General features: G+C 57.6%; 12 protein-coding genes. 2 read left to right on the top strand and 10 right to left on the bottom strand.

All coding sequences use genetic code 11. The annotated features are described in order from the left end of the window. Positions 1-3: 3 nt before the first annotated feature. The 5 genes from MIM_RS03445 to MIM_RS03425 form a co-directional block, all read right to left on the bottom strand. Complete coding sequence (locus MIM_RS03445) at positions 4-801, bottom strand: 3-hydroxybutyrate dehydrogenase (protein ID WP_025371369.1); 798 nt, start codon at positions 799-801, stop codon at positions 4-6. 213 nt (positions 802-1,014) lie between these two features. Continuing rightward, positions 1,015-2,808, bottom strand: a complete 1,794-nt coding sequence (gene aspS / locus MIM_RS03440; protein ID WP_025371368.1) for an aspartate--tRNA ligase — start codon at positions 2,806-2,808, stop codon at positions 1,015-1,017. Between the two features lie 86 nt (positions 2,809-2,894). After that, entirely contained in the window at positions 2,895-3,200 is a 306-nt protein-coding gene (locus MIM_RS03435) for an FmdB family zinc ribbon protein (protein ID WP_025371367.1), read from the bottom strand. 161 nt (positions 3,201-3,361) lie between these two features. Further along, positions 3,362-4,663: a putative Na+/H+ antiporter gene (locus MIM_RS03430; protein ID WP_025371366.1), complete on the bottom strand. Its 1,302-nt coding sequence runs from the start codon at positions 4,661-4,663 to the stop codon at positions 3,362-3,364. A 118-nt stretch (positions 4,664-4,781) separates the two neighbouring features. Continuing rightward, entirely contained in the window at positions 4,782-5,279 is a 498-nt protein-coding gene (locus tag MIM_RS03425; protein WP_025371365.1) for a GAF domain-containing protein, read from the bottom strand. Between the two features lie 281 nt (positions 5,280-5,560). On the opposite strand from MIM_RS03425, the gene ubiA reads away from it, so the two are divergent. Further along, positions 5,561-6,475: a 4-hydroxybenzoate octaprenyltransferase gene (ubiA, locus tag MIM_RS03420; protein WP_025371364.1), complete on the top strand. Its 915-nt coding sequence runs from the start codon at positions 5,561-5,563 to the stop codon at positions 6,473-6,475. 279 nt (positions 6,476-6,754) lie between these two features. Next, the gene (putA, locus tag MIM_RS03415; protein ID WP_025371363.1) at positions 6,755-10,579 is read left to right on the top strand and encodes a trifunctional transcriptional regulator/proline dehydrogenase/L-glutamate gamma-semialdehyde dehydrogenase; all 3,825 of its coding nucleotides are present in this window, start codon (positions 6,755-6,757) and stop codon (positions 10,577-10,579) included. A 79-nt stretch (positions 10,580-10,658) separates the two neighbouring features. Here putA and dctP read toward each other — a convergent pair whose 3' ends face one another. Genes dctP through MIM_RS03390 form a run of 5 tightly spaced genes read right to left on the bottom strand, consistent with a single transcriptional unit; the run spans position 10,659 to position 20,304 of the window. After that, entirely contained in the window at positions 10,659-11,870 is a 1,212-nt protein-coding gene (dctP, locus tag MIM_RS03410; protein ID WP_025371362.1) for a TRAP transporter substrate-binding protein DctP, read from the bottom strand. Positions 11,871-11,911: 41 nt separating this feature from the next. Next, on the bottom strand, positions 11,912-14,587 hold the full coding sequence (locus MIM_RS22775; RefSeq protein ID WP_025371361.1) for a hypothetical protein: 2,676 nt from the start codon (positions 14,585-14,587) through the stop codon (positions 11,912-11,914). A 49-nt stretch (positions 14,588-14,636) separates the two neighbouring features. Continuing rightward, positions 14,637-15,380, bottom strand: a complete 744-nt coding sequence (tagF, locus tag MIM_RS03400; protein ID WP_052342265.1) for a type VI secretion system-associated protein TagF — start codon at positions 15,378-15,380, stop codon at positions 14,637-14,639. 2 nt (positions 15,381-15,382) lie between these two features. Further along, positions 15,383-18,994 carry a type VI secretion system membrane subunit TssM gene (gene tssM, locus MIM_RS03395; RefSeq protein WP_025371359.1) on the bottom strand — a complete coding sequence of 1,204 codons (3,612 nt, stop codon included), beginning with the start codon at positions 18,992-18,994 and terminating at the stop codon, positions 15,383-15,385. Further along, on the bottom strand, positions 18,991-20,304 hold the full coding sequence (locus tag MIM_RS03390; RefSeq protein ID WP_025371358.1) for a DotU family type VI secretion system protein: 1,314 nt from the start codon (positions 20,302-20,304) through the stop codon (positions 18,991-18,993). Before MIM_RS03390 ends, tssM begins: the two co-directional genes overlap by 4 nt.

The following is a 20,304-nucleotide window of genomic DNA, read 5'->3' as shown; positions in this document are numbered from 1 at the left end:
CCTCTATTGCATGAACCAGCCGTGACTGACCACGACCGATTGACCGGTAAGCGCGTTATTGGGGAACGCCGCCAGGAACAGCGCCGTTTGAGCGATATCCTGCGGTGTCGTAAATTCGCCGTCCACTGTACCTGCCAGCATCACGTTCTTGACCACTTCTTCTTCGGTAATACCCAACTCTTTGGCTTGTTCCGGAATCTGTTTTTCCACGATCGGGGTACGAACAAAACCAGGACAAATCACGTGCGAACGCACATTGTGAGAGGCACCCTCTTTAGCCAAGACCCGGGCCAGTCCCAGCAAGCCGTGTTTTGCAGTCACATACGGCGCTTTCAGTTTTGATGCCTCATGAGAATGCACCGATCCCATATAAATAACCACGCCTTTTTTGGCCTTGTACATATGCTGCAGGGCTGCCTTGGTGGTCAGAAACGCGCCGTCCAGATGGATTGCCAGCATTTTTTTCCACTTCGCAAATTCAAACTTGTCGATAGACTCGATGGTCTGGATGCCTGCATTTGACACCAGGATATCCAGAGAACCAAAGTGCGCGACAAGATCATCCACACCTTTGTTAACCTGCGCTTCGTCGGTCACGTCCATGGCAATACCAAAGGCCTTGCCACCCGCAGCATTGATTTGCTCCGCCACCGCATTGGCACCCTCCAGATTCAGGTCAGCAATACCCACAGCGGCGCCGGCCTTGGCATAGGTTTCAGCGATTTCCTTACCCAGGCCGCTGGCGGCACCGGTCACCAATGCCACTTTGCCAGCGAGTGAGGTTTGTACTTCGGTTGTCATTACATCTCTCCTGAAATATCAATAACCGGATGGCGGGCGGTCGCCCCAGGCCATGCCTGGCCATTGACGTGCAAACAAATAGGAACTGAACAGCAGAATAACAAAATTATAGGCCTGCCAATCCGTTTGAGTCAGCACGCAACCATTACGCGCCGTAAATGAACTGGTATGACCGAAAAAAAGCCAGAATCAGATTCTGGCTTTTTTTCTAGCTTATTCGACGACCGTTTTATTACGCAGACGAATATGCAATTCACGCAATTGTTTTTCATCAACAGGAGATGGCGCCTGGGTAAGCAGACACTGTGCCCGTTGTGTTTTGGGGAAAGCAATCACGTCACGAATGGACTCGGCACCCGCCATCATGGTAACCAGACGATCCAGCCCCAGGGCCAAGCCACCGTGCGGTGGCGCACCGTACTGCAGGGCATCCAGCAGGAATCCAAACTTGGCACGCGCTTCTTCGTCACTGATGTTAAGGGCGCGGAATACCTTGCTTTGCACTTCTTCACGATGGATACGAACGGAACCGCCGCCGATTTCCCAGCCGTTAAGCACCAGGTCATATGCCTTGGCATACGCCTTGGATGGGTCTGTCGTAAGGAAATCTTCGTGCCCGTCTTTCGGACTGGTGAAGGGGTGATGCGCAGCGAAATAACGGCCTTCCTGATCGTCATACTCGAACATGGGGAAGTCAATCACCCACAAAGGCTTCCAGCTGTCTTCAAACAAACCGTTAGCCCTGGCAAAGTCGCTGTGACCCAGTTTGACGCGCAAGGCACCCATGGCGTCGTTAACCACTTTTGCCTTGTCGGCACCGAAGAAAATAATGTCGCCGGCAGCCGCGCCCGTGCGTTGCAGAATCTCGCTGATCGCAGCATCATGCAGGTTTTTCACAACCGGCGACTGCAAGCCTTCACGGCCTTTGGCCGGATCATTGACCTTGATCCATGCCAGACCTTTGGCACCGTAAATGCTGACAAACTGGGTGTAGTCGTCAATTTCCTTGCGCGACAATTCGGCACCGCCGGGAACACGCAGCGCGACCACGCGTCCGCCTGGCTGAGTTGCCGGGGCGGAAAACACCTTGAACTCCACGTCTTTCATCACGTCGGTCAGTTCAGTGAATTCCAGCTTAACGCGCATGTCCGGCTTGTCGGAACCGAAACGGCGCATGGCTTCGTCCCAGCTCATGATCGGGAAGCGCGCATCCAGGTCAACATTCTGTACCTGCTTGAATACATGGCGCACCATGCCTTCAAAAATCTCGCGAATTTCTTCTTCGTTCAGAAATGAGGTTTCGCAGTCGATTTGTGTAAACTCAGGCTGGCGGTCGGCACGCAGGTCTTCGTCGCGGAAGCATTTGACGATTTGATAGTAACGGTCAAAACCAGCCACCATCAGCATCTGCTTGAACAGCTGGGGTGATTGCGGCAGGGCAAAGAACTGCCCGTCATGCACCCGCGAAGGCACCAGATAATCGCGGGCCCCTTCGGGTGTGCTTTTGGTTAGCATGGGGGTTTCAATATCGATAAAACCAAGCCCGTCCAGAAATTTGCGCACTTCGATGGAAACCCGGTAGCGCAGCATCAGATTGCGCTGCATTTGCGGGCGGCGCAGGTCCAGAACGCGATGCGTCAGGCGGGTGGTTTCCGACAGATTTTCGTCGTCAAGCTGGAACGGTGGTGTGACCGATGCGTTAAGGACTTCGACCTCGCGGCACAGCACTTCGACTTCACCGGAGACCAGTTCCTTGTTGGACGTGCCTTCAGGACGACGGCGCACCAGACCGGTGATGCGGATGCAGTATTCGTTACGGATTTCTTCCGCTATGGCAAACGCCTGCGCATTGTCAGGATCAAAAACGATCTGTGCAATGCCTTCACGGTCACGCAGATCAATAAAAATCACGCCCCCATGATCGCGGCGGCGGTGCACCCAGCCGAAAAGGGTAACAGTTTGATCCAGCTGATCAAGGCTGACTTGACCGGTATAGCAGGTACGCATGAAAAATGCTCCGAAATTCTTTGATTTGGTGTAAATACTTGAAGCAACACAGGCACAGACGCCTTGTGCTGCCGGCAGACGGTAAATTAGGTCGCGCTGCCGTTAGAAGAGGCCGAGGACGGCGCTGCCGCTGGTGCAGCCGCACTCTGCCCGGTGGCGCCGCTATCGGACGTGGCCGCAGCAGAGCCCGAGCCCGCGCCATTGTTGCCACCGCCGCGGAAATCGGTTACATACCAGCCAGAGCCCTTGAGCTGAAAGCCGGCAGCAGTAACCTGCTTGGAAAACGTGCTCTGACCACACTCGGGACAGGTGGTAAGCGGCGCATCGGACATCTTTTGCAGCACATCCTTGGCATGGCCGCAGGCGCTGCATTTATATGCATAAATAGGCACAACGAACTCGCAAAAAACAGGGTGAAAAGGGATACGCCTGCGAAACAGGACGCCAATGGGAAGGATTCAGGGCTTGCTACCCAGATACAACACACACTTTACAACACACACTTGCCCACCAACGGACTAATCCCCAAATTAACCCCCTATTTTATCGCAATTTACAGGCCTGTATTTCCCAGAAGTTGCACCGGCAGCAAAAACATCGCCGCAGCGACCAGGGTAGGTACCAGCGCCGCCAGAAACAGATATTTGGGCGAAATCGCCTCATCGGGAAAACATCCCTTGAGAATGGAAAATCCGGCAGGATTGGGTGCATTGGCAATCACAGTGAGGCCACCCCCCGTGACCGCCCCCGCGACCAGCATATAACGCCAAACCTCGCTGGTACCTTCTACCAGCGACCCCAGGTAAGTTAATGCAGCATTATCAGTAATGGCCGTCAATGCCGTGGCACCCCAGTACAACAAGGTTGGCGACAGCCCTGCCAGCAGATCCTGCAGCCACCATTGCTGCAGCCCACCCAGCACAATCAGGCCCGCCAGAAAGAACGCCACCATCAGCGCCTCTTTGATCATCAGCCTGTCCTGGTAATGCTCGTAAGCGGTGCAATAACCGACAAACAGCATCATCAGACCGATGAACACGGCCGGATGATGGGCAAACACCACGATGCTGGCCAGAAAGACCAGATGAATCAGAATCACAATCCAGGGCACCGGTGGGCGCGCGTCACCATCAGCCCGGTTCTGCTCGCTGGCGTGCTCACCTGCGATCAGCAGCTCCCTGCGCATCAGAAAAGTGAGTACGCCCGCATTGATCATAACCGCAAGCGCCGCCTTCCAGCCGAAATGCGTTGCCATGTACGCGGTATCCCAGCCAAATGAACCTGCCACCATCAGCACGGGAGGCGCAGCATAGGAGGTAAGCACGCCACCAATGGAAATATTGACAAACAACACCCCCACCGCCATGTATTTGAAGCGTGTATGGCTACTATGATCAAAGAACGCGCGCTTCAGCAGCAAGGCGGCCAGCGTCATGGCAGCCGGCTCGGTAATGAACGACCCCGCCAGCGGCACCAGTGTGAGGGTCAGCAAAAAGGTAGCAACCGGAGTAGGCAGCGGCAGTACGCGGGCAAGATAGCGCACGATTGAACCAACCAGCACGAGAATGGGCCGGCTGGCCGCAACCACCATAATGGCAAAAACAAAGAGCGGCTCAGTGAAGTTGCGGCTGTCCATGTACTTGACAGCACTATCGAGCCCGCCGGACACACCCATGAATATGATCAGGATCGCGGCCCACAAGCCAAACACCGCTTCCACTTCGGAAAAGGCATGCCACAAACCTGAGTGCGGCCCGCCCTGATGCGCTCTTTTGGCAAAAAACGGCACGGAAAAAGTGTGCACAATGGCAATCGCAAACAGGACCGTTGCGATCAACTCGATCTTGTCCGGCATTATCATCCTTTTATTTGTAACTAACGGAAAGGGGAAAGGGGGGATTTTACGGATATCTCCGTAAGGATTTCAATCGGAACACAGGCAAATAAGGGTTTATCTGTGCACCATCGCCCAACTAAGCAGCACTGCTGCAGGCATCCAGCCATACCTGACACAGCGCCTGCATGCCGTCTTTATCTTCCACGGTAAAACGATTCGGCTTGGGACTGTCCACATCCCAGACGCCGATCAGTTTGTCACCGCTGAACAAGGGAATGACCACTTCTGAACGGGAGGCCGCATCGCAGGCGATATGCCCCGGAAAAGCAAACACATCCGGCACCCGTTGCGCCTGGCCGGTCGCTGCCGCCGTACCGCAAACCCCTTTTCCCAATGCAATACGCACACAGGCAATTTTTCCCTGAAAAGGCCCCAGCACCAGCTCGCTGCCATCAAAAAAATAAAAACCGGCCCAGTTCAGATCCGGCACGCTGTGATACACCAGCGCCGCCAGATTGGCGGCATTGGCGATATGACTGGGTTCGCCTTCAAACAGCGACCGCGCCTGGCTGACCAGGGTGTCATACATGGCGGGAACCGATTCAAAGCCGGCAGAATGATCGAAACTGAACATGATGATGTGTCTTGAATAGAATGTGCGTCGCCGCTGCGCAAAAGACCGCCCCATAGCGGGGCACTCGCTCGACAGACGGCAACGGTGACAGGCAGGCATGACAATTGGCCTACCGCGGGACTCTGATTGTATCCACAAAGCGACCCCGACAGCAAAATCCTGCCACGGCCTCGCTGGAAATTGTCAGGTACGGTCAGGGCCGCCCTCTTGACCGGTAAAACCTTTAAAATCTCTTTTTCAGTATCAATACGCCGCAAACCGCGCGACAATCCGCATATACCATGGCCAGTACCCACCCCGACCTCAATGACATTCGCCACAACGACTGGGTGGAACAGTACCTGCCCGCCTCCTGGCGTCCGTATGCCCGACTGTGCCGGCTGGACCGCCCTGTTGGCACCTGGCTCACGCTGTTGCCCTGCATCGCCGCATTGATCCAGGCCCAGTACGGCCTGCCCACCCTGCTGCGCCTTGTGGTTTTCTGCCTGGGTGCCTTGCTGATGCGCAGCGTGGGCTGCACCGTCAATGACATTTGTGATCGCAACTTTGACAAACATGTAGAGCGCACCCGTTTTCGCCCGCTCACCAGCGGCCAGATCACACTTAAACAGGCCATCCTATTTCTGGTGGCTCAACTGGCCATGGCCGCCCTGCTGCTGTTTTTCATTAACAGCTATAGCCGCTGGCTGGCGGTGGCCCTGGTACCGCTGGTTTTTATCTATCCGCTATGCAAGCGCTTCACCTATTGGCCGCAATTGGTATTGGGCATTGCTTTCAATTGGGGCATGCTGATGGCCTGGTCCGACACCACCAATAGCGTACCGCTGGCCGCCGTCCTTATGTGGATGGGCGCGGTGACCTGGCAGATCGGTTATGACACGATCTATGCCTACACCGATATGAAAGACGACGAACAACTGGGACTGCGGTCTACCGCACTACGCTTCCGGGATCAGGGGCTGGCCTGGCTCATCGGGTTTTACGCAGCCACTGTGGTGTTGTGGACCGTGCCCGGCTTCCTGCTGGGATTCGGCTGGCTCTATTACGTGTTCATGCTGGCGATAGCCCTGCATTTTTACTGGCAACTGGCAACCTTTGACATCCAGAATCCCGGGCGCAGCTTTGCCCTGTTCCGCGCCAACATATGGACAGGCTGCCTGCTGGTAGCCGGCTCGCTTGGCGGCACGCTGCTGTAAAGACAGAAACGGGAATGGACAGAAACGGGAGTGTGACGACTCATCGTATCGGACAGCTCATCGTATCGCCCCCACATCCCAGCCTTTGTGTTGCAACAAGCCCGGCAGAAAAAGCCACAGCCGGCGCTGTGGTTAACCCGAATCAGCAATCACCTATTATCAACAAATAGTTCAGTAAATCCAAAGGTTAACTAAACAATAAAGGGTTAACCCTAATATTATTTTATTGATAGATTCGGTACGCTCAGCGTCATCATTCGAACCTGACTTGAGTTGCATATGGCTACGACTACCACACTGGGCATCAAGGTTGATACAGACCTGAAAAACCGCCTTCAATATCACGCTGACAAACTGAACTGTACGCCGCACTGGCTACACAAACAGGCGCTGATCACCTATCTGGAACAAATCGAACGCGGCATGACGCCCGATGAATTGCGGCATCTGGCGCCGTCAGCGACCGACAGCGATGGCGTCGTGACCGATATGCAGGACAGCCGCAAGCCGCCCTTCTATGAATTCGGCCAGGATGTGCAGCCACAATCTGTGCTGCGCGCCGCGATTACCTCTGCCTATCGCCGTCCTGAGCCGGAGTGTGTACCCTTGCTGCTGGAACAGGCTGCACTGGTCAAGCCCGAACAGACCCGGGAACTGGCACTGAAACTGGTCAAATCACTCAAAGAGAAAAGTCCCGGCGGCGGTGTCGAGGGGCTGATCCAGGAGTTTGCCCTGTCAAGCCAGGAAGGCGTCGCCCTGATGTGTCTGGCCGAAGCGCTGCTGCGCATCCCGGATCGCGCCACACGTGATGCCCTGATCCGCGACAAAATCAGCCACGGCGACTGGAAATCGCATATGGGCAGCTCACCCTCGCTGTTCGTCAACGCCGCGACATGGGGACTGATGCTTACCGGTAAACTGGTGGCCGTCAACAGTGAGCAAAACCTGTCCAAGGCCCTGACACGCATGATCGCCAAAGGCGGCGAGCCACTTATCCGCCAGGGCGTGAACATGGCCATGCGCATGATGGGCGAACAATTTGTATCAGGCCAGAGCATTTCGTCAGCGCTGGCCAACAGCCGCAAATTCGAGGCCGAAGGCTTTCGCTACAGCTACGATATGCTGGGTGAAGCCGCCACCACGGCAGCCGATGCCCAGCGCTACTACGAGTCATATGAACAGGCCATCCATGCCATCGGTAAAGCCTCGGGCGGACGGGGTATTTATGAGGGACCGGGCATTTCCATCAAACTGTCTGCCCTGCATCCACGTTATTCGCGCGCCCAGCGCGATCGCGTGATGAGCGAACTGCTGCCGCGCCTGGTCGCACTTACCCGCCTGGCCCGTTCCTACGATGTAGGCCTGAATATCGACGCCGAAGAAGCCGACCGGCTGGAGCTCTCGCTGGATCTGCTGGAAGCCCTTTGCGCAACGCGTGAATTCGAAGGCTGGAATGGTATTGGCTTTGTGATCCAGGCTTACCAAAAACGTGCTCCGCATGTGATTGATTATGTGATTGATCTGGGTCGTCGTACCCGCCATCGCCTGATGATCCGCCTCGTTAAAGGCGCCTACTGGGATACGGAAATCAAGCGCGCGCAACTGGATGGACTGGAGGGCTATCCCGTCTATACCCGCAAGGTCTACACCGACGTATCCTATCTGGCATGTGCGCGCAAACTGCTGGCCGCACCCGATGCCGTATACCCGCAATTTGCCACGCATAACGCGCAAACACTGGCGGCAATTTATCATCTGGCTGGCAGTAATTACTACCCTGGCCAATACGAATTCCAGTGCCTGCACGGTATGGGCGAGCCCCTGTATTCCGAAGTGGTCGGCAGCAAAAAGCTCAACCGCCCCTGCCGCGTTTATGCCCCTGTTGGCACCCACGAAACGCTGCTGGCCTATCTGGTACGGCGCCTGCTGGAAAACGGCGCCAACACCTCCTTTGTGAACCAGATCGGCGACGATAACATCGACATCAACATGCTGATTGCCAACCCGATTGAAGTGGCCAGCGCCATTACGCCGCTGGGTGCACCGCATGAAAAAATCCCCCTGCCTCGCGATTTGTACGACACCGACGGCAAACCAGGCAGACGCAATTCAAGCGGCCTGGACCTGAGCAACGAACATCGCCTGGGTTCGCTTGCCGCCGCACTGCTCAATGGCGCCACCCAGCCATGGGTGGCCGCGCCAACCCTGTATAACGCCGACAGCAGCCAAAGCGACACCGCAAACCGCAAGCCCCTGCTGAATCCCGCCGATCATCGTGATGTGGTTGGGCAGGTGATTGAAGCAAGCGCCCAGGACGTGGATCAGGCCATGGCGGCCGCCACCACCATGGCGCCCATCTGGCAGGCCACGCCTATCGAAGACCGCGCTCGCGCCCTGCGTCGTGCCGCGCAGTTGCTGGAATCGCGCATGCAGCCATTGCTGGGCCTGATCGTACGCGAAGCCGGGAAATCGCTGCCCAACGCCATTGCCGAGGTACGCGAAGCGGTAGACTTCCTGCGCTATTATGCCGACCAGATCGAAGACAACTTCAATGAAGATCACCACCGCCCGTTGGGACCGGTGCTGTGCATCAGCCCCTGGAATTTCCCGCTGGCAATCTTCACGGGCCAGGTTAGTGCCGCGCTGGCTGCCGGAAACACGGTGCTGGCCAAGCCAGCCGAACAAACGCCACTGATCGCGGCACAGGCCGTGGCCATTCTGCATGAAGCAGGCATCCCGAAAGAAGCGGTGCAGTTGCTGCCCGGTGCAGGTGAAACCGTGGGTGATCAACTGGTTTCACATCCTGACATTCGCGGTGTGATGTTTACCGGTTCCACCGAAGTCGCCCGCATTATTGCCGGCAAACTGGCCGGCCGCCTGGACAATCATGGCCATCCGATTCCGCTGATTGCGGAGACCGGCGGCCAGAATGCCCTGATCGTTGACTCATCAGCCCTGGCAGAACAGGTTGTGTACGACGTGCTCAATTCCGCCTTTGACTCTGCCGGCCAGCGCTGCTCTGCGCTGCGTGTCCTGTGCATTCAGGAAGATGCAGCCGATCACGTCCTGACCATGCTCAAGGGCGCCATGAAAGAGCTGTCCGTCGGCTGCCCCGACCTGCTGTCTACCGATGTCGGCCCCGTCATCGATACGCAAGCGCGCCAGATCATTGAGCGCCATATCCTGAAAATGCGCCAGTCCGGACATGCAGTTGAACAACTGCCCATGGACGCGTCCACTGAAAAGGGTACGTTTGTTTCACCGGCCATTATCGAGCTCAACGACATCAGCGAGCTTGAGCGCGAAGTATTCGGCCCCGTCCTGCACGTTATACGCTACAAGCGGTCTGAGCTGGACGCACTGATCGATAAAATCAATGCGACCGGCTATGGCCTGACCTTTGGTATCCATTCACGCATCGATGAAACCATCGCCCGTGTCAGCAACCGCATCCATGCCGGCAATATTTATGTCAACCGTAATATCGTGGGTGCCGTAGTAGGGGTTCAGCCTTTCGGCGGCCAGGGACTGTCCGGAACCGGCCCCAAAGCCGGCGGACCGCTTTATCTGTATCGCCTGCTCTCCCAGGGCAACGACGACATGCCCCGAGGCATTGACCTGCCAGGCCTCAATCCAGCAGGCATGCTGCTGCCCGGACCGACCGGCGAAACCAATGTCTATCGCCTGGTACCTCGCGGCGTGGTACTGGCCTGGCCAGCCTCAGCCGAAGGCGCTCGCCTGCAACTGGAGCAGATTCTTGAAACCGGCAATCAGGCCTTGTTCGTTGATACACCGGCAATCCGTGAGTGGGTTGACGCACTGACCAATGCGGATAACCGTGAGCGTATTGCGTTTGTTAACGAAGAGCAGATTGATCATGCAACCGTGGATGCCGCCCTGTTCGAAGGTGATGGCGACACGCTGCGGCGACTGAATTTGCAACTGGCCGCCAAAAAAGGGCCGATTGTGATTGCTCAGGGCCTGCAAACCGATGAGATTCCGCAGGGACATCGCTATGCCATCAGCGGCCTGGTGCACGAACAAAGTATCAGCACCAATACCGCTGCGGCAGGCGGCAATGCGAGCCTGATGACCATTGCCTAGTTGTTCGTTGTGGTAAAGAAGTCAGATCAGCGGTGCACACCATCGTGCCGCTGCGTCTGACCGGAGGCGGCTGGTGGTTTTAGCCGCCCGCTCCCGTAGCGGCTGGCGCACTCTGTTTTGCCTTATCCGCCGCCGCGCCGGTCGCAGCCGGAGCAGCTTCGTCAACTGGTGGAGGTGCAGGATTGGGTGATGCAGGTACGGCAGATGTTGGCGCGGTGGCTGGATCACTGGCCGGTGGCAACGTTGGTCCGCGTTTGATATCAGCATTGGCGATGGCGATCAGATCCTGACCGATACGCTCGGACCAGTTCCGCAGTACTTCAGAGGCCGCATTTTTGAAGGCGGCCTTCTGCTGATCCGTCAGGCGCGTTACCTGTACACCGGCCTGCTCCAGCTGCCCCACCGTTGCATCCACTGCCTGGCTGGCCTCCTGGGAGGTCAGAATCGGCGCCGTTTCACTGATAGCCTGCTCGGCCGCTTCACGTACGCGTTGCTGATCATCGCGCGACCAGTTATTCCAGACATTTTTATTAACGGCGATAAAGATCGGCTCTGCCGGATAATTCCACACCGTCAGGTATTTCTGACCCAACTCATTGAACTTCAAACCGGTAAATAGTGACAGCGGATTATCCTGGCCATCAATGTCCTTTTTCTGCAGGGCGTCTGGCAGCCCGGTCAGATTCAGTTGTACCGGCGCTGCACCCAGGGCTTTGAAAAAGTCCATGAACAGCGGCAGCCCAATCACACGGATCCGCATTCCCTTCAGATCGGCAGGCGCCTGCACGGGCCGCAGCGCATTACTTAGCTGACGATAGCCCGATACGCCCCAGGCCAGGGTCACAATACCGGCCTTGTCCATATTGTCACGCACCAGATTGCCCAGATCGCCACGAATGAGCGCTGCCGTCCCGTTCATATCGGGCACAAAAAAGGGCAGGGAAAAGACCGACAGTGCGCGAAACTGGCTGGACCAGTTACTGGCCAGGGCAACCGACATATCTGCCACGCCCTGGCGCACCGCCGCTGCCTCACGGGTTTGTTCACCTTTGACCAGCGAGGCGTTGGGATACATGCGGATGTTGACACGCCCTTCGGTTTTTTCTGTTACCAGTTCACGCCAGCGTTGGGCGGTGCGCCCGATGGAGATCCGTTCATCGGAGACAAAGGAAAGCGAATACTCGGGCTTATAGCCACCCGCACTTTGTGCCAGGGCTGCCGGCGCCTGCAGCAGCAAAAATGCAGCACAGGCCCCGGGAAGAAAAAAACCGCAAGATACTACCCTTTTCATTCCTTGAACATCCGTATTAGTGATTGATCATACCTCTCATGTTACTGGAATTGATGTACAACCGTGATATTTTCACCTGCCTTGACGGTAATCACCCTTACATACCGCGGTAAATCCCCGTTTGTAATCATAATATTATAAGTACCCGGAGCCAGTTGCAGACTGCGGAACGGCGGACTGGCACCACGCGAGCGGCCATTGATGAACACATTGCCCCATGGCCGTATCACAAATGAAACCGTACCTTTTGAAGAACTGCGTGTCGTGCCCGCGTTGCGTTCGGCGCGTGCCTCGGCAGCAGCCCGGCGTTCCCGCTCCCTTTTCAGGCGCGCATCTTCCTGGCGGGCTTTTTCCAGTGCCGCCTGCTCTCGGGCCTGCGTCGCTTCTTCTTCACGTGCTGCATCTGCCGCTGTCATCTCCACGGATTCGCTGGCGCCTGAAGCCGGCGCTGCAGCGCCCGTCGTGGAGGATGAGCCCGCAGCCGCTGCACCAGCAAGACCGGCAGCCCCGCCCGCTACCTGATTGTCGGTGGCGGTAGCAGTCGTGTTTTCAGTGTTATTGGCTGCATTGGCGGGCGCGTCTTCAGCGCCTGCTGCGGCAGATGGGGTGGCCGCGTCAGCCGGTGCAGATGTGCCTGCCGCAGTACCACCAGCCGATGTGGCGGGCGCACTCTCTTGGGCAAACGTGCTGGTGCGACCTGACGGTGCAGCCTGAGCGGCGGCATCCGGCGCTGTGGCCGTACTCGTCGCTGCCCCTGCTGCCGTACCCCCAACCGTATCGTTAGCAGTTGGCGCCACCGCCGCTGGCGCTTGCTGGCTCGCTGCAGCCAGTCGCGCCTCTTCTGCCTTGGTTGCCTCTTCGATACGTCGCGCTTCCTCCTCACGCCGCGCCTGCTCGGCAGCGGCCTGCTCGTTGACAGCAGCGCTCTGCGCCGTGCCTGGCGCTTGTGCAGCAGCCCCGCCCGTAGCGCTTAGCGTGTTGTCCGACTCGGTCGGCATGGGGCTGGCGCCCGTTGCCGAAGGTGTCGTGTTCTCTGTTGTGGCAGTTGCGGGTGCACCGCTGGTGCTGGCAGCCGGCTCCGTAGCGCCTGATGGCGTTGCCGGCTGCGTTGTATCGGTTACCGACGCAGTAGCGCCGGCAGTCTGATTCTGGCCGGATGGCTCATTGGTTGACGTAGTAGCAGACTGTGACGGCTCTGCCTCATTCGACGCCGACCCGCTCCCGGTATTGCCAGTCGTCGCTGGCGCAGCGCCCCCTGCAATCGTGGCCCCCTCCGCTGCTGGTGAAGCCTCGGACGGCGACGCTGCCGCGCCGGGTGCGGGTTCACCAGCGGCCTGATCGGCCACTGCTGGCGCTGGCGTGGCAGCCGTACCGGAAGCTTGCGGCGTTGCCGGCTCCGTAGAACTCGCCACGGGGGGCGCTTCACCCTCTTTCTGGCCGCCAAAACCGAAATAGGCGCCTGCTGCAATCGCTGCCAGCACCACGGCAATGAGTAACACCGGCGCGCGCTTTTTGTCCTCCCCAGGAGGTACCGGGCTGGCGGGCTGTCCGCCACCGGCGCCATCCGGCGGCAAACCGGCTGCGCCGCTGGTCCCTGCCGTCGCGTCTACGGACTGGTCGTCCGCGCTCGCATCTGTCGATGCCGCTGCGGCATCACGCCGGCTTTGAGTCTGTTCTGCTTCGGCTTGTTCTGCCCTAGCCTGTTCGGCTTTGACTTGTTCGGCTTTGACTTGTTCGGCTTTGGCTTGTTCGGCTCTAGCTTGTTCTGCCCTGGCCTGTTCGGCTCGTACTTGCTCCAGCCCTTCCTGCTCTGCTCGTTCCTGCTCTGCTCTGGCCTGTTCTGCCCGCTCCTGTTCTGCACGGATCTGCTCCTGTCGTGCCGCCTCATCGGCCTGAGCCTGCCGAGCCTGCTCCGCCCTTGCCGCTTCCGCCTCCTCCTGCGCTTTACGCCGGGCCTCGTCCTGAGCCACCTGAGCATCACGGGCTTGTTGTGCCTCCTGCGCCTGACGCGCCGCTGCCTGTTCTGCGGCTGCCTGCTGGTCGTCGCCCGCAGCAGGACTCAATATCCCCTGCGCAGCCAGGCCGCCCGCAACCGCACCGGCGGCTGCTATGCCCCCAGACGCAGCAGGTGCCACAGGTGCACTCGCGCTGGCAGCCGACAAGCCCATCATCACTGATAATTCATCAACCGATTGCAAACGCAAGGCTGACTGCAGCACCGTACTCAGATCCACCGTCCGCAGAAACTGGCGTGAATAGCCTGCAGGCGCGGCGGCGGCCAGCGGTTGCTGCGTATCCTGAACGAAACGGCGTACCGGGCTTTGGGGCTCCTGCCCGCTAATCATGGCGCGTAACAGGGCACCCAGACCGTAAACATCGGTCCAGGGGCCGATACGCCAGGCCACATCGTCTGTCTGCAACTCAATCGCAGCAAATGCCTCTGTGCCGGGCACAACAGGCGCCCCCTGCTTCATAAAGGGCTGGCCAACTCCCGGCAGCAGCTTGGCACGACCTACCGGATCAAGAAATACGGTTTGCAGGGACCAGACACCATAGGCGCGCTGCTGCGCATGCAGTGCCTTCAATTGCGGCAGCAAATCGAGCACCAGATCTTCCAGCTGGCCCTGTGATGCAGATCCGGTGCCAAGGGCCGTCTTGTCCAGCGGCTGCCATGAGGGGTCGACGTTGCGTAGAAGATCCTGTAACGAGGTCGCCATAATGTTGTTTCCTATGCCTGGCTTGTCAAATGCAATAATGAGTAAATAGCTACAGCCTGAAATTGGTGTGCGTGATAAACAGCGAATTGAACAGCGGAATATTCAGCGCCCCGCCATGCACCAGAGACTTTTGCGCGGCGCCATTGGCCTGATTGGTCCACCAATAACTGTTATGTGCGTCGCTATTGAAGCACAACGCCAGTTCCGGCCAGCGCGAGTCGTTCTGGTCAAGCTTTTCAATCGGCGCCGTTTCATGGCCGCCATTCAGAATATCCAGAATATCACTGCTGCCGTCATCTTCGGTCATTTGGGTGGACGCACGTGTCAGCATTTGTGTCAAAGTACCGCGCGCGCCCTGGATATTCTGCTCAAACTGCGTCGCCGAGCAGCCATGCCCGACCGCTGCCAGCAGGCTGCGCCCCAGATGTTCGTAAAACCGCCCCGAACCCGCTACCTGCTGCGCTTCATACTGCACTGCCGGTACATACAGAACGGCCAGCAATGGATACACGCGCCCGACCCGATCGCGACTGGGCGCCAGGCATCCCATCTGCACCATATCGCACCCCAGCGATGCAGGAATCAGAAAATTCCAGATGGGTGCACTCATGTATTCCTGCTCGGCCGACAGCAACACCGACTCATGCATGGCAATCAGACCGGAACTGAGCCAGCGATGCCACCAGCCGATCAGGCCCTGGTCAAGTCGCCGATGGACAAAATCGCCACTGGACGGCATTTTGCCATACCAGCCCAGCGAATCCGAAAGTTGATCAATACTGATTCCGCCCATGTCTAGCCCTTCCCCGGACATCTGAAACTGCGCATATCGCTCAGGCGAAATGGGCTTTTGGCCGAATAGGCGGCAAACTCCAGGGTCACCCGGCGACCGCCGATATTAAAGGTGGCGACGGTCACTTCCGGTGAACGCCCCTGCCGCTGACTGGCCCGGTCCAGCAGACGATTCAGTGCCCACGGGCCTGAGGCGGAAATGCCGGACGTGCCGATTTGCGGCTGCAGACTGATACTGACCTGGTTACTGCCCTGCTTGCCAGGCCATTCCATGGTCACGCCTACCTGAGGGCCATGCGCATAGGTGAGCGTCTGGCCATCCACTTCCATCACCATTTGTGTGATTTCAGGGTCCATATCGATGGGACGCACAGCGACCTTGAAGGACGGCTCCAGTTTTCCGGCAGCAAAATAGACATCGCGAATGACCGCCGCTTTTTCAAAGGAATCCAGAAAGCCGGCGACGCCGCCCTTGGTGCCATCAATGCCCGGCTTGAATCGCCAACTGCCGCCACTCATATCAACCAGGCTGGCCAGGTTCTCGCGGAAAAACTGATCCATCATCTGCTGAGGGCCAAAAAAGCGGGCAAAGTCATTGGGAGCAACATCCTTGGAGGAGTTGCCGAACGGATACCGGCCGGCAATTGAACGACGACAGAAATTGCCCAGCACTGCATTCACATCTTCACCCACTTTTTCCTGACGAACGCCAGCCACCTGCCGTGATGCCGTAACCGATAAATCGGTCAGCACGCCGCCCACCGCCGGAGGCACTCGCCCCGCTTCGGCCTGCAGCTTGGTCAGCACATCTGCCGGGGGCAGCGGACTCTGACTGCGCAAGGCCGTATCGGCGGCCGTCAGATAGGTATACAGCTCGTTGAGCAGCCCGGTCGTACCCTCTATCGGTGGTGCCACGCCCTGTCCCGCACTGCGCGCCAGTTCGCGGTACTGTACAAAATGGTTATCAACTATTTTTTCCAGTTTCTCTTGCGTCGCATCGCGCCGTATCGGATTGTCGATCCCGGTCGCGCCAAACATCGATTCGAGCGACTGGGTCGAACCGGTTACCCGCTCCCGTGCCCGGTCGATCAGCGATCGCTGGTTCTCTTCATCTTCACGCAGCAGCGTGGTCTCCAGGGCAACCCCTTTGACAAACTTGACCAGCGGCGAATTGGACGAGGACAGGCTACGCGCGATTTCTATACTCTGCAGCATGGTCTGGGGTTTACGCACCGACACATCGGCCAGATAACTATCCCAATACTGCACATAGTCGTCAAAGTATCTTTTTTTTACATCTTCGAACAGCTTGCGATTGCTGCCATCGGCAAAGCTGCCTGCCTTGACGTTCAACACCCAGGTGTCATCTTCACGCAATTGTGTGGCCACGTTCTCTACATTCTTGCTGAAAACATTCCAATAACCGTTGTAGGTATACAGCCCGGGGATCCCCTCGTTAAGGGGTTTACCGCTTTTGCGAAAAAAAACCGTAGAGGCTTCCGCACCGCCCAGTGTGATAAACGTGCTCTGAGTCAGACTCTGGCCGGACAACAGGCGCAACATGCGGCTATAGACCCTTTCGGCCAGCGCGTGGCGATCCAGACTGCCGCGTACCCGTTCGATCAGCGCGTCATTTTTGGGAAACGGCGAGGACACGACCCCATTATTGAAGAGGCGGTTGATGTGCAGCTTGAGCATATCGTAATCCTCTGTGGTGTAGCCGGCCGGCAGAATTTTCTGCATATCGGACAGCACCCAGGACTGCAGGAACGACGGATCGTAATGCTCGGTATCGTACATCATGAGATAGGCACGCAAGGCCTCGTACGAGTATTCAAGATCGTCAGGCGGTGCGTTCTCCAGCGCATTTTCAATGCGTCGCGATACTTGCGGCAACAGCACCTGCTTGATCGTTTCATCGTAAATACTGTTAGCCGCCGCAGCGATTTTACTACCCTGATACAGGCCGAACGTATTCCACACAGGAGGGCTGTCTGCCGGGAAATCCTTGCCATTAGGCAAATCAGTGGTCGCGTTCATAAACGGCACCAGACCCAGCACATCACCCGATTCGGTAATCTTGATGTCGCGACTGAGCTGAGTGTAGCCCGGCAGCTTGTCATTCACATCGGCAAGATAGTTTCGATTATTCCGATAGCTATTGAGCCACAGCAGCAGACAAATCGCCAGTACAGCCGTCAGCAGCACATAGCCGCCCCACTGAATCGTGCGATAGCGGCGTTCCCATTTAAGATTCAGGCCCGCCAGCATGGACTCGGGAAACACCACATCCTTGAGCAGATTATGCAGAAAGTAGCTTTTGCCCGACTCCAGCGGAATGCCCGAGCCTGGATCCCGGATGCCTTCAATCTTCAAATATTTCTTGAGCTGTCCTGCTACCCGATCGAATGTCTGGCCACCCTGCGTACCACTGGTGAAATAAATCCCCCGCGGAATCACTACCGATTCAAACTTGGAGCTGGAAAACACATCGCTCAGAAAATGCCCCAATACCTGGCGCAGGCCGGCAAACTGCTGCGGCAGCAAATAAGCCAGCGCGCGTCGGGTTTCATCCGGTTCCGCCGCCAGCACATCCGGCAGGGCCTCGTACAGCCGCTTCTGCAACAGCTCATATTCGGCGTCGTAGGCGTTCATCAGCTTGAAGTCCGGCTTCTGCCCCTGCTCATACGGTATCGTAAAGCCCCAGATCTGATCCAGTTCCTGACGACTGAAGGTCGCAAAATACTCTTCGAAACCGGACAGCAAGTCGGTTTTGGTCACCAGCACATACACCGGGAACTGAATCCCCAGCTCTTCGCGCAATTCCTGCAGGCGACGCCGCAACACGGCAGCATGCGCCACCCGTTCCGTGTCGGTTGCGCTCAGCAGGTCTGCAACGCTGACCGTCAGCATCACGCCGTTAATCGGCTGACGGCCGCGGTACTTGGTCAGCAGATTCAGAAACCCTTTCCACTCCTGCTCATCGCCGGTCGGGTCGCTTTCATGCGTGGTATAGCGGCCGGCTGTATCCAGCAACACCGCTTCATCGGTAAACCACCAATCACAATTGCGGGTACCGCCGATCCCTTTGAGCGCCACTTTACCGAAGCGGTCTGCCAGCGGAAAATTCAGGCCGGAATTGACCAGCGCAGTGGTTTTTCCTGAACCGGGTGCACCAATGAACACATACCAGGGCAGTTGATACAAATATTGCTTGGAAAACCGCGCCAGTGGCGATTTGTTTTCACCCGCTTCAAAACGCGAATTACGCAACAGGGTGATGGCCTCGTCGAAGCGCTCAGACAGGACCTTGATCTCTGCCCGCTCGGCTTCGGGCATTTCTTTGAGTTCAGCTTCGGGTTTGGGCTTGCGCAATTGTCCCAGCAACTGCGCATTCAGGCGTCCTTCGCGCCATTTGCGCCAGATAATGCGCAGCAGCCAGATCGCCCAGATCGTGCCAATCACCCACAACCGCACCTCCTGGGAATCCAGCAAGTACCAGTTATTGACCGACAGACTCGGTCCTACTGTCCAGATCAGGAACGAAATAACCAGCAGTCCGAGAAAGACCCACAAACCACGACTGAAAAGAAAACTGAAGAAGCGACTGATCATCGGTTCGCTCCCCGCGCAGGCATGGCAGACGGATCAGCCGGGGCCGACGAGCCCGGGGCAACAGGTGAAACGAGCAAGGTAATCTCCACGCGCCGATTGCGCGCCCGGTTTTCAGGCGTATCGTTCGCCGCGACCGGATCGGCTTCGCCGCGGCCTTCGGCACGAACGCGTAATTTATCGGTCAGCCGCTCATCCAGCAGCTTTTTGACGGCATCGGCACGGGCCTGTGACAACTCCCAGTTCGAGGGATATTTAATGGTTTTGATCGGTACATTGTCGCTGTAGCCGGTAACCAGAATGTTGCCCTGCACCGCGTTGAGCGCATCGGCCACGCGCGAGAGCACCGGCAGGTATTGCGAGCGGATGCCATCCGCACCCGATTCGAACAGACCGTCGCCACGCAGCACAATCACACTGCGATCGGCTTCATCACGAACCGTAAGCAAATTCTCGCGAATTTCCGGTGCCAGAAACGGTGCAATCCTGTCAGTTTTGACCGGCTCACGCGTCACTTGCGGCGCACTGATCTGCACCGTGGGCGGTTTGATTTTAATGACATCTGCAAACAATTTGTCTGAACGGTCCCCCAGGCTCCACTGCAGGCCGAGAAACGACAGGAAACCCAGTGCTGCAGCCAGCACGGCAAAGACCCACAAGGGAATCGGCAAACGCCGTACCTTATTCAGAATCGGGGCATCCTGCCAATGCGGAGACAACGCAGCGGCATACTGGCCACGTGCGTTGCGCAAGATCAGCAGCAGGCGCTGGCGCAATGTTTCCAGTTGCGAGCGCCCATTGTCCACGACCCGATAGCGACCCTCAAAGCCCAGTACCAGGCAATAGTAAAGCAGTTCCAGCAAGTCGATGTGCTGTGCCGGGTTCTGCGACAGCTTGGCCAGCAGCTGAAAGAATTTCTCGCCGCCCCAGGTCTCGTTATGGAAGGTCACCAGCAGACTGTTGGCCGACCACATCCCGCCGCCACCCCAGGGGGTCAGCGCGGCCGCTTCATCCAGTGCCGTACACAAGCAGTAACGCGCGCCAAGAATCGTCTCGTTGCGGATCCCTGCATGCTGCGCGCGCAATTCGAACTGCCGCACTTCGTCCACCAGATGTTCGCGCAACTGCGCTGGCGAAGGATGCGAGCGGGTATTACGGATTTGCGGAATCAGCACCAGCAGCGGATTGGCTGCAGCAACCAGTGTATTGGAACCACTAATGACATAATCGTCGGGCCGCAACTTGCCCGTATCGGGCTCTGCGGTGGAGTTTGCCCAGGGACCGATCGGCGTCCCCGCGAAATTTTCTGCCAT

This window comes from Advenella mimigardefordensis DPN7 (assembly GCF_000521505.1).
Taxonomy (GTDB): Bacteria; Pseudomonadota; Gammaproteobacteria; order Burkholderiales; family Burkholderiaceae_B; genus Advenella; species Advenella mimigardefordensis.
The sequence above is the reverse complement of the archived record's forward strand: the minus strand, read 5'-3'. Positions and strand labels throughout refer to the sequence as shown.

What these genes read in the sequence shown, in the direction of transcription:
- MIM_RS03445 (WP_025371369.1), bottom strand. Translation starts at nt 801, where the DNA reads ATGACAACCGAAGTACAAACCTCACTCGCTGGCAAAGTGGCATTGGTG.
- aspS (WP_025371368.1), bottom strand. Translation starts at nt 2,808, where the DNA reads ATGCGTACCTGCTATACCGGTCAAGTCAGCCTTGATCAGCTGGATCAA.
- MIM_RS03430 (WP_025371366.1), bottom strand. Translation starts at nt 4,663, where the DNA reads ATGCCGGACAAGATCGAGTTGATCGCAACGGTCCTGTTTGCGATTGCC.
- MIM_RS03425 (WP_025371365.1), bottom strand. Translation starts at nt 5,279, where the DNA reads ATGTTCAGTTTCGATCATTCTGCCGGCTTTGAATCGGTTCCCGCCATG.
- ubiA (WP_025371364.1), top strand. Translation starts at nt 5,561, where the DNA reads ATGGCCAGTACCCACCCCGACCTCAATGACATTCGCCACAACGACTGG.
- putA (WP_025371363.1), top strand. Translation starts at nt 6,755, where the DNA reads ATGGCTACGACTACCACACTGGGCATCAAGGTTGATACAGACCTGAAA.
- dctP (WP_025371362.1), bottom strand. Translation starts at nt 11,870, where the DNA reads ATGAAAAGGGTAGTATCTTGCGGTTTTTTTCTTCCCGGGGCCTGTGCT.
- MIM_RS22775 (WP_025371361.1), bottom strand. Translation starts at nt 14,587, where the DNA reads ATGGCGACCTCGTTACAGGATCTTCTACGCAACGTCGACCCCTCATGG.
- tagF (WP_052342265.1), bottom strand. Translation starts at nt 15,380, where the DNA reads ATGGGCGGAATCAGTATTGATCAACTTTCGGATTCGCTGGGCTGGTAT.
- tssM (WP_025371359.1), bottom strand. Translation starts at nt 18,994, where the DNA reads ATGATCAGTCGCTTCTTCAGTTTTCTTTTCAGTCGTGGTTTGTGGGTC.
- MIM_RS03390 (WP_025371358.1), bottom strand. Translation starts at nt 20,304, where the DNA reads ATGGCAGAAAATTTCGCGGGGACGCCGATCGGTCCCTGGGCAAACTCC.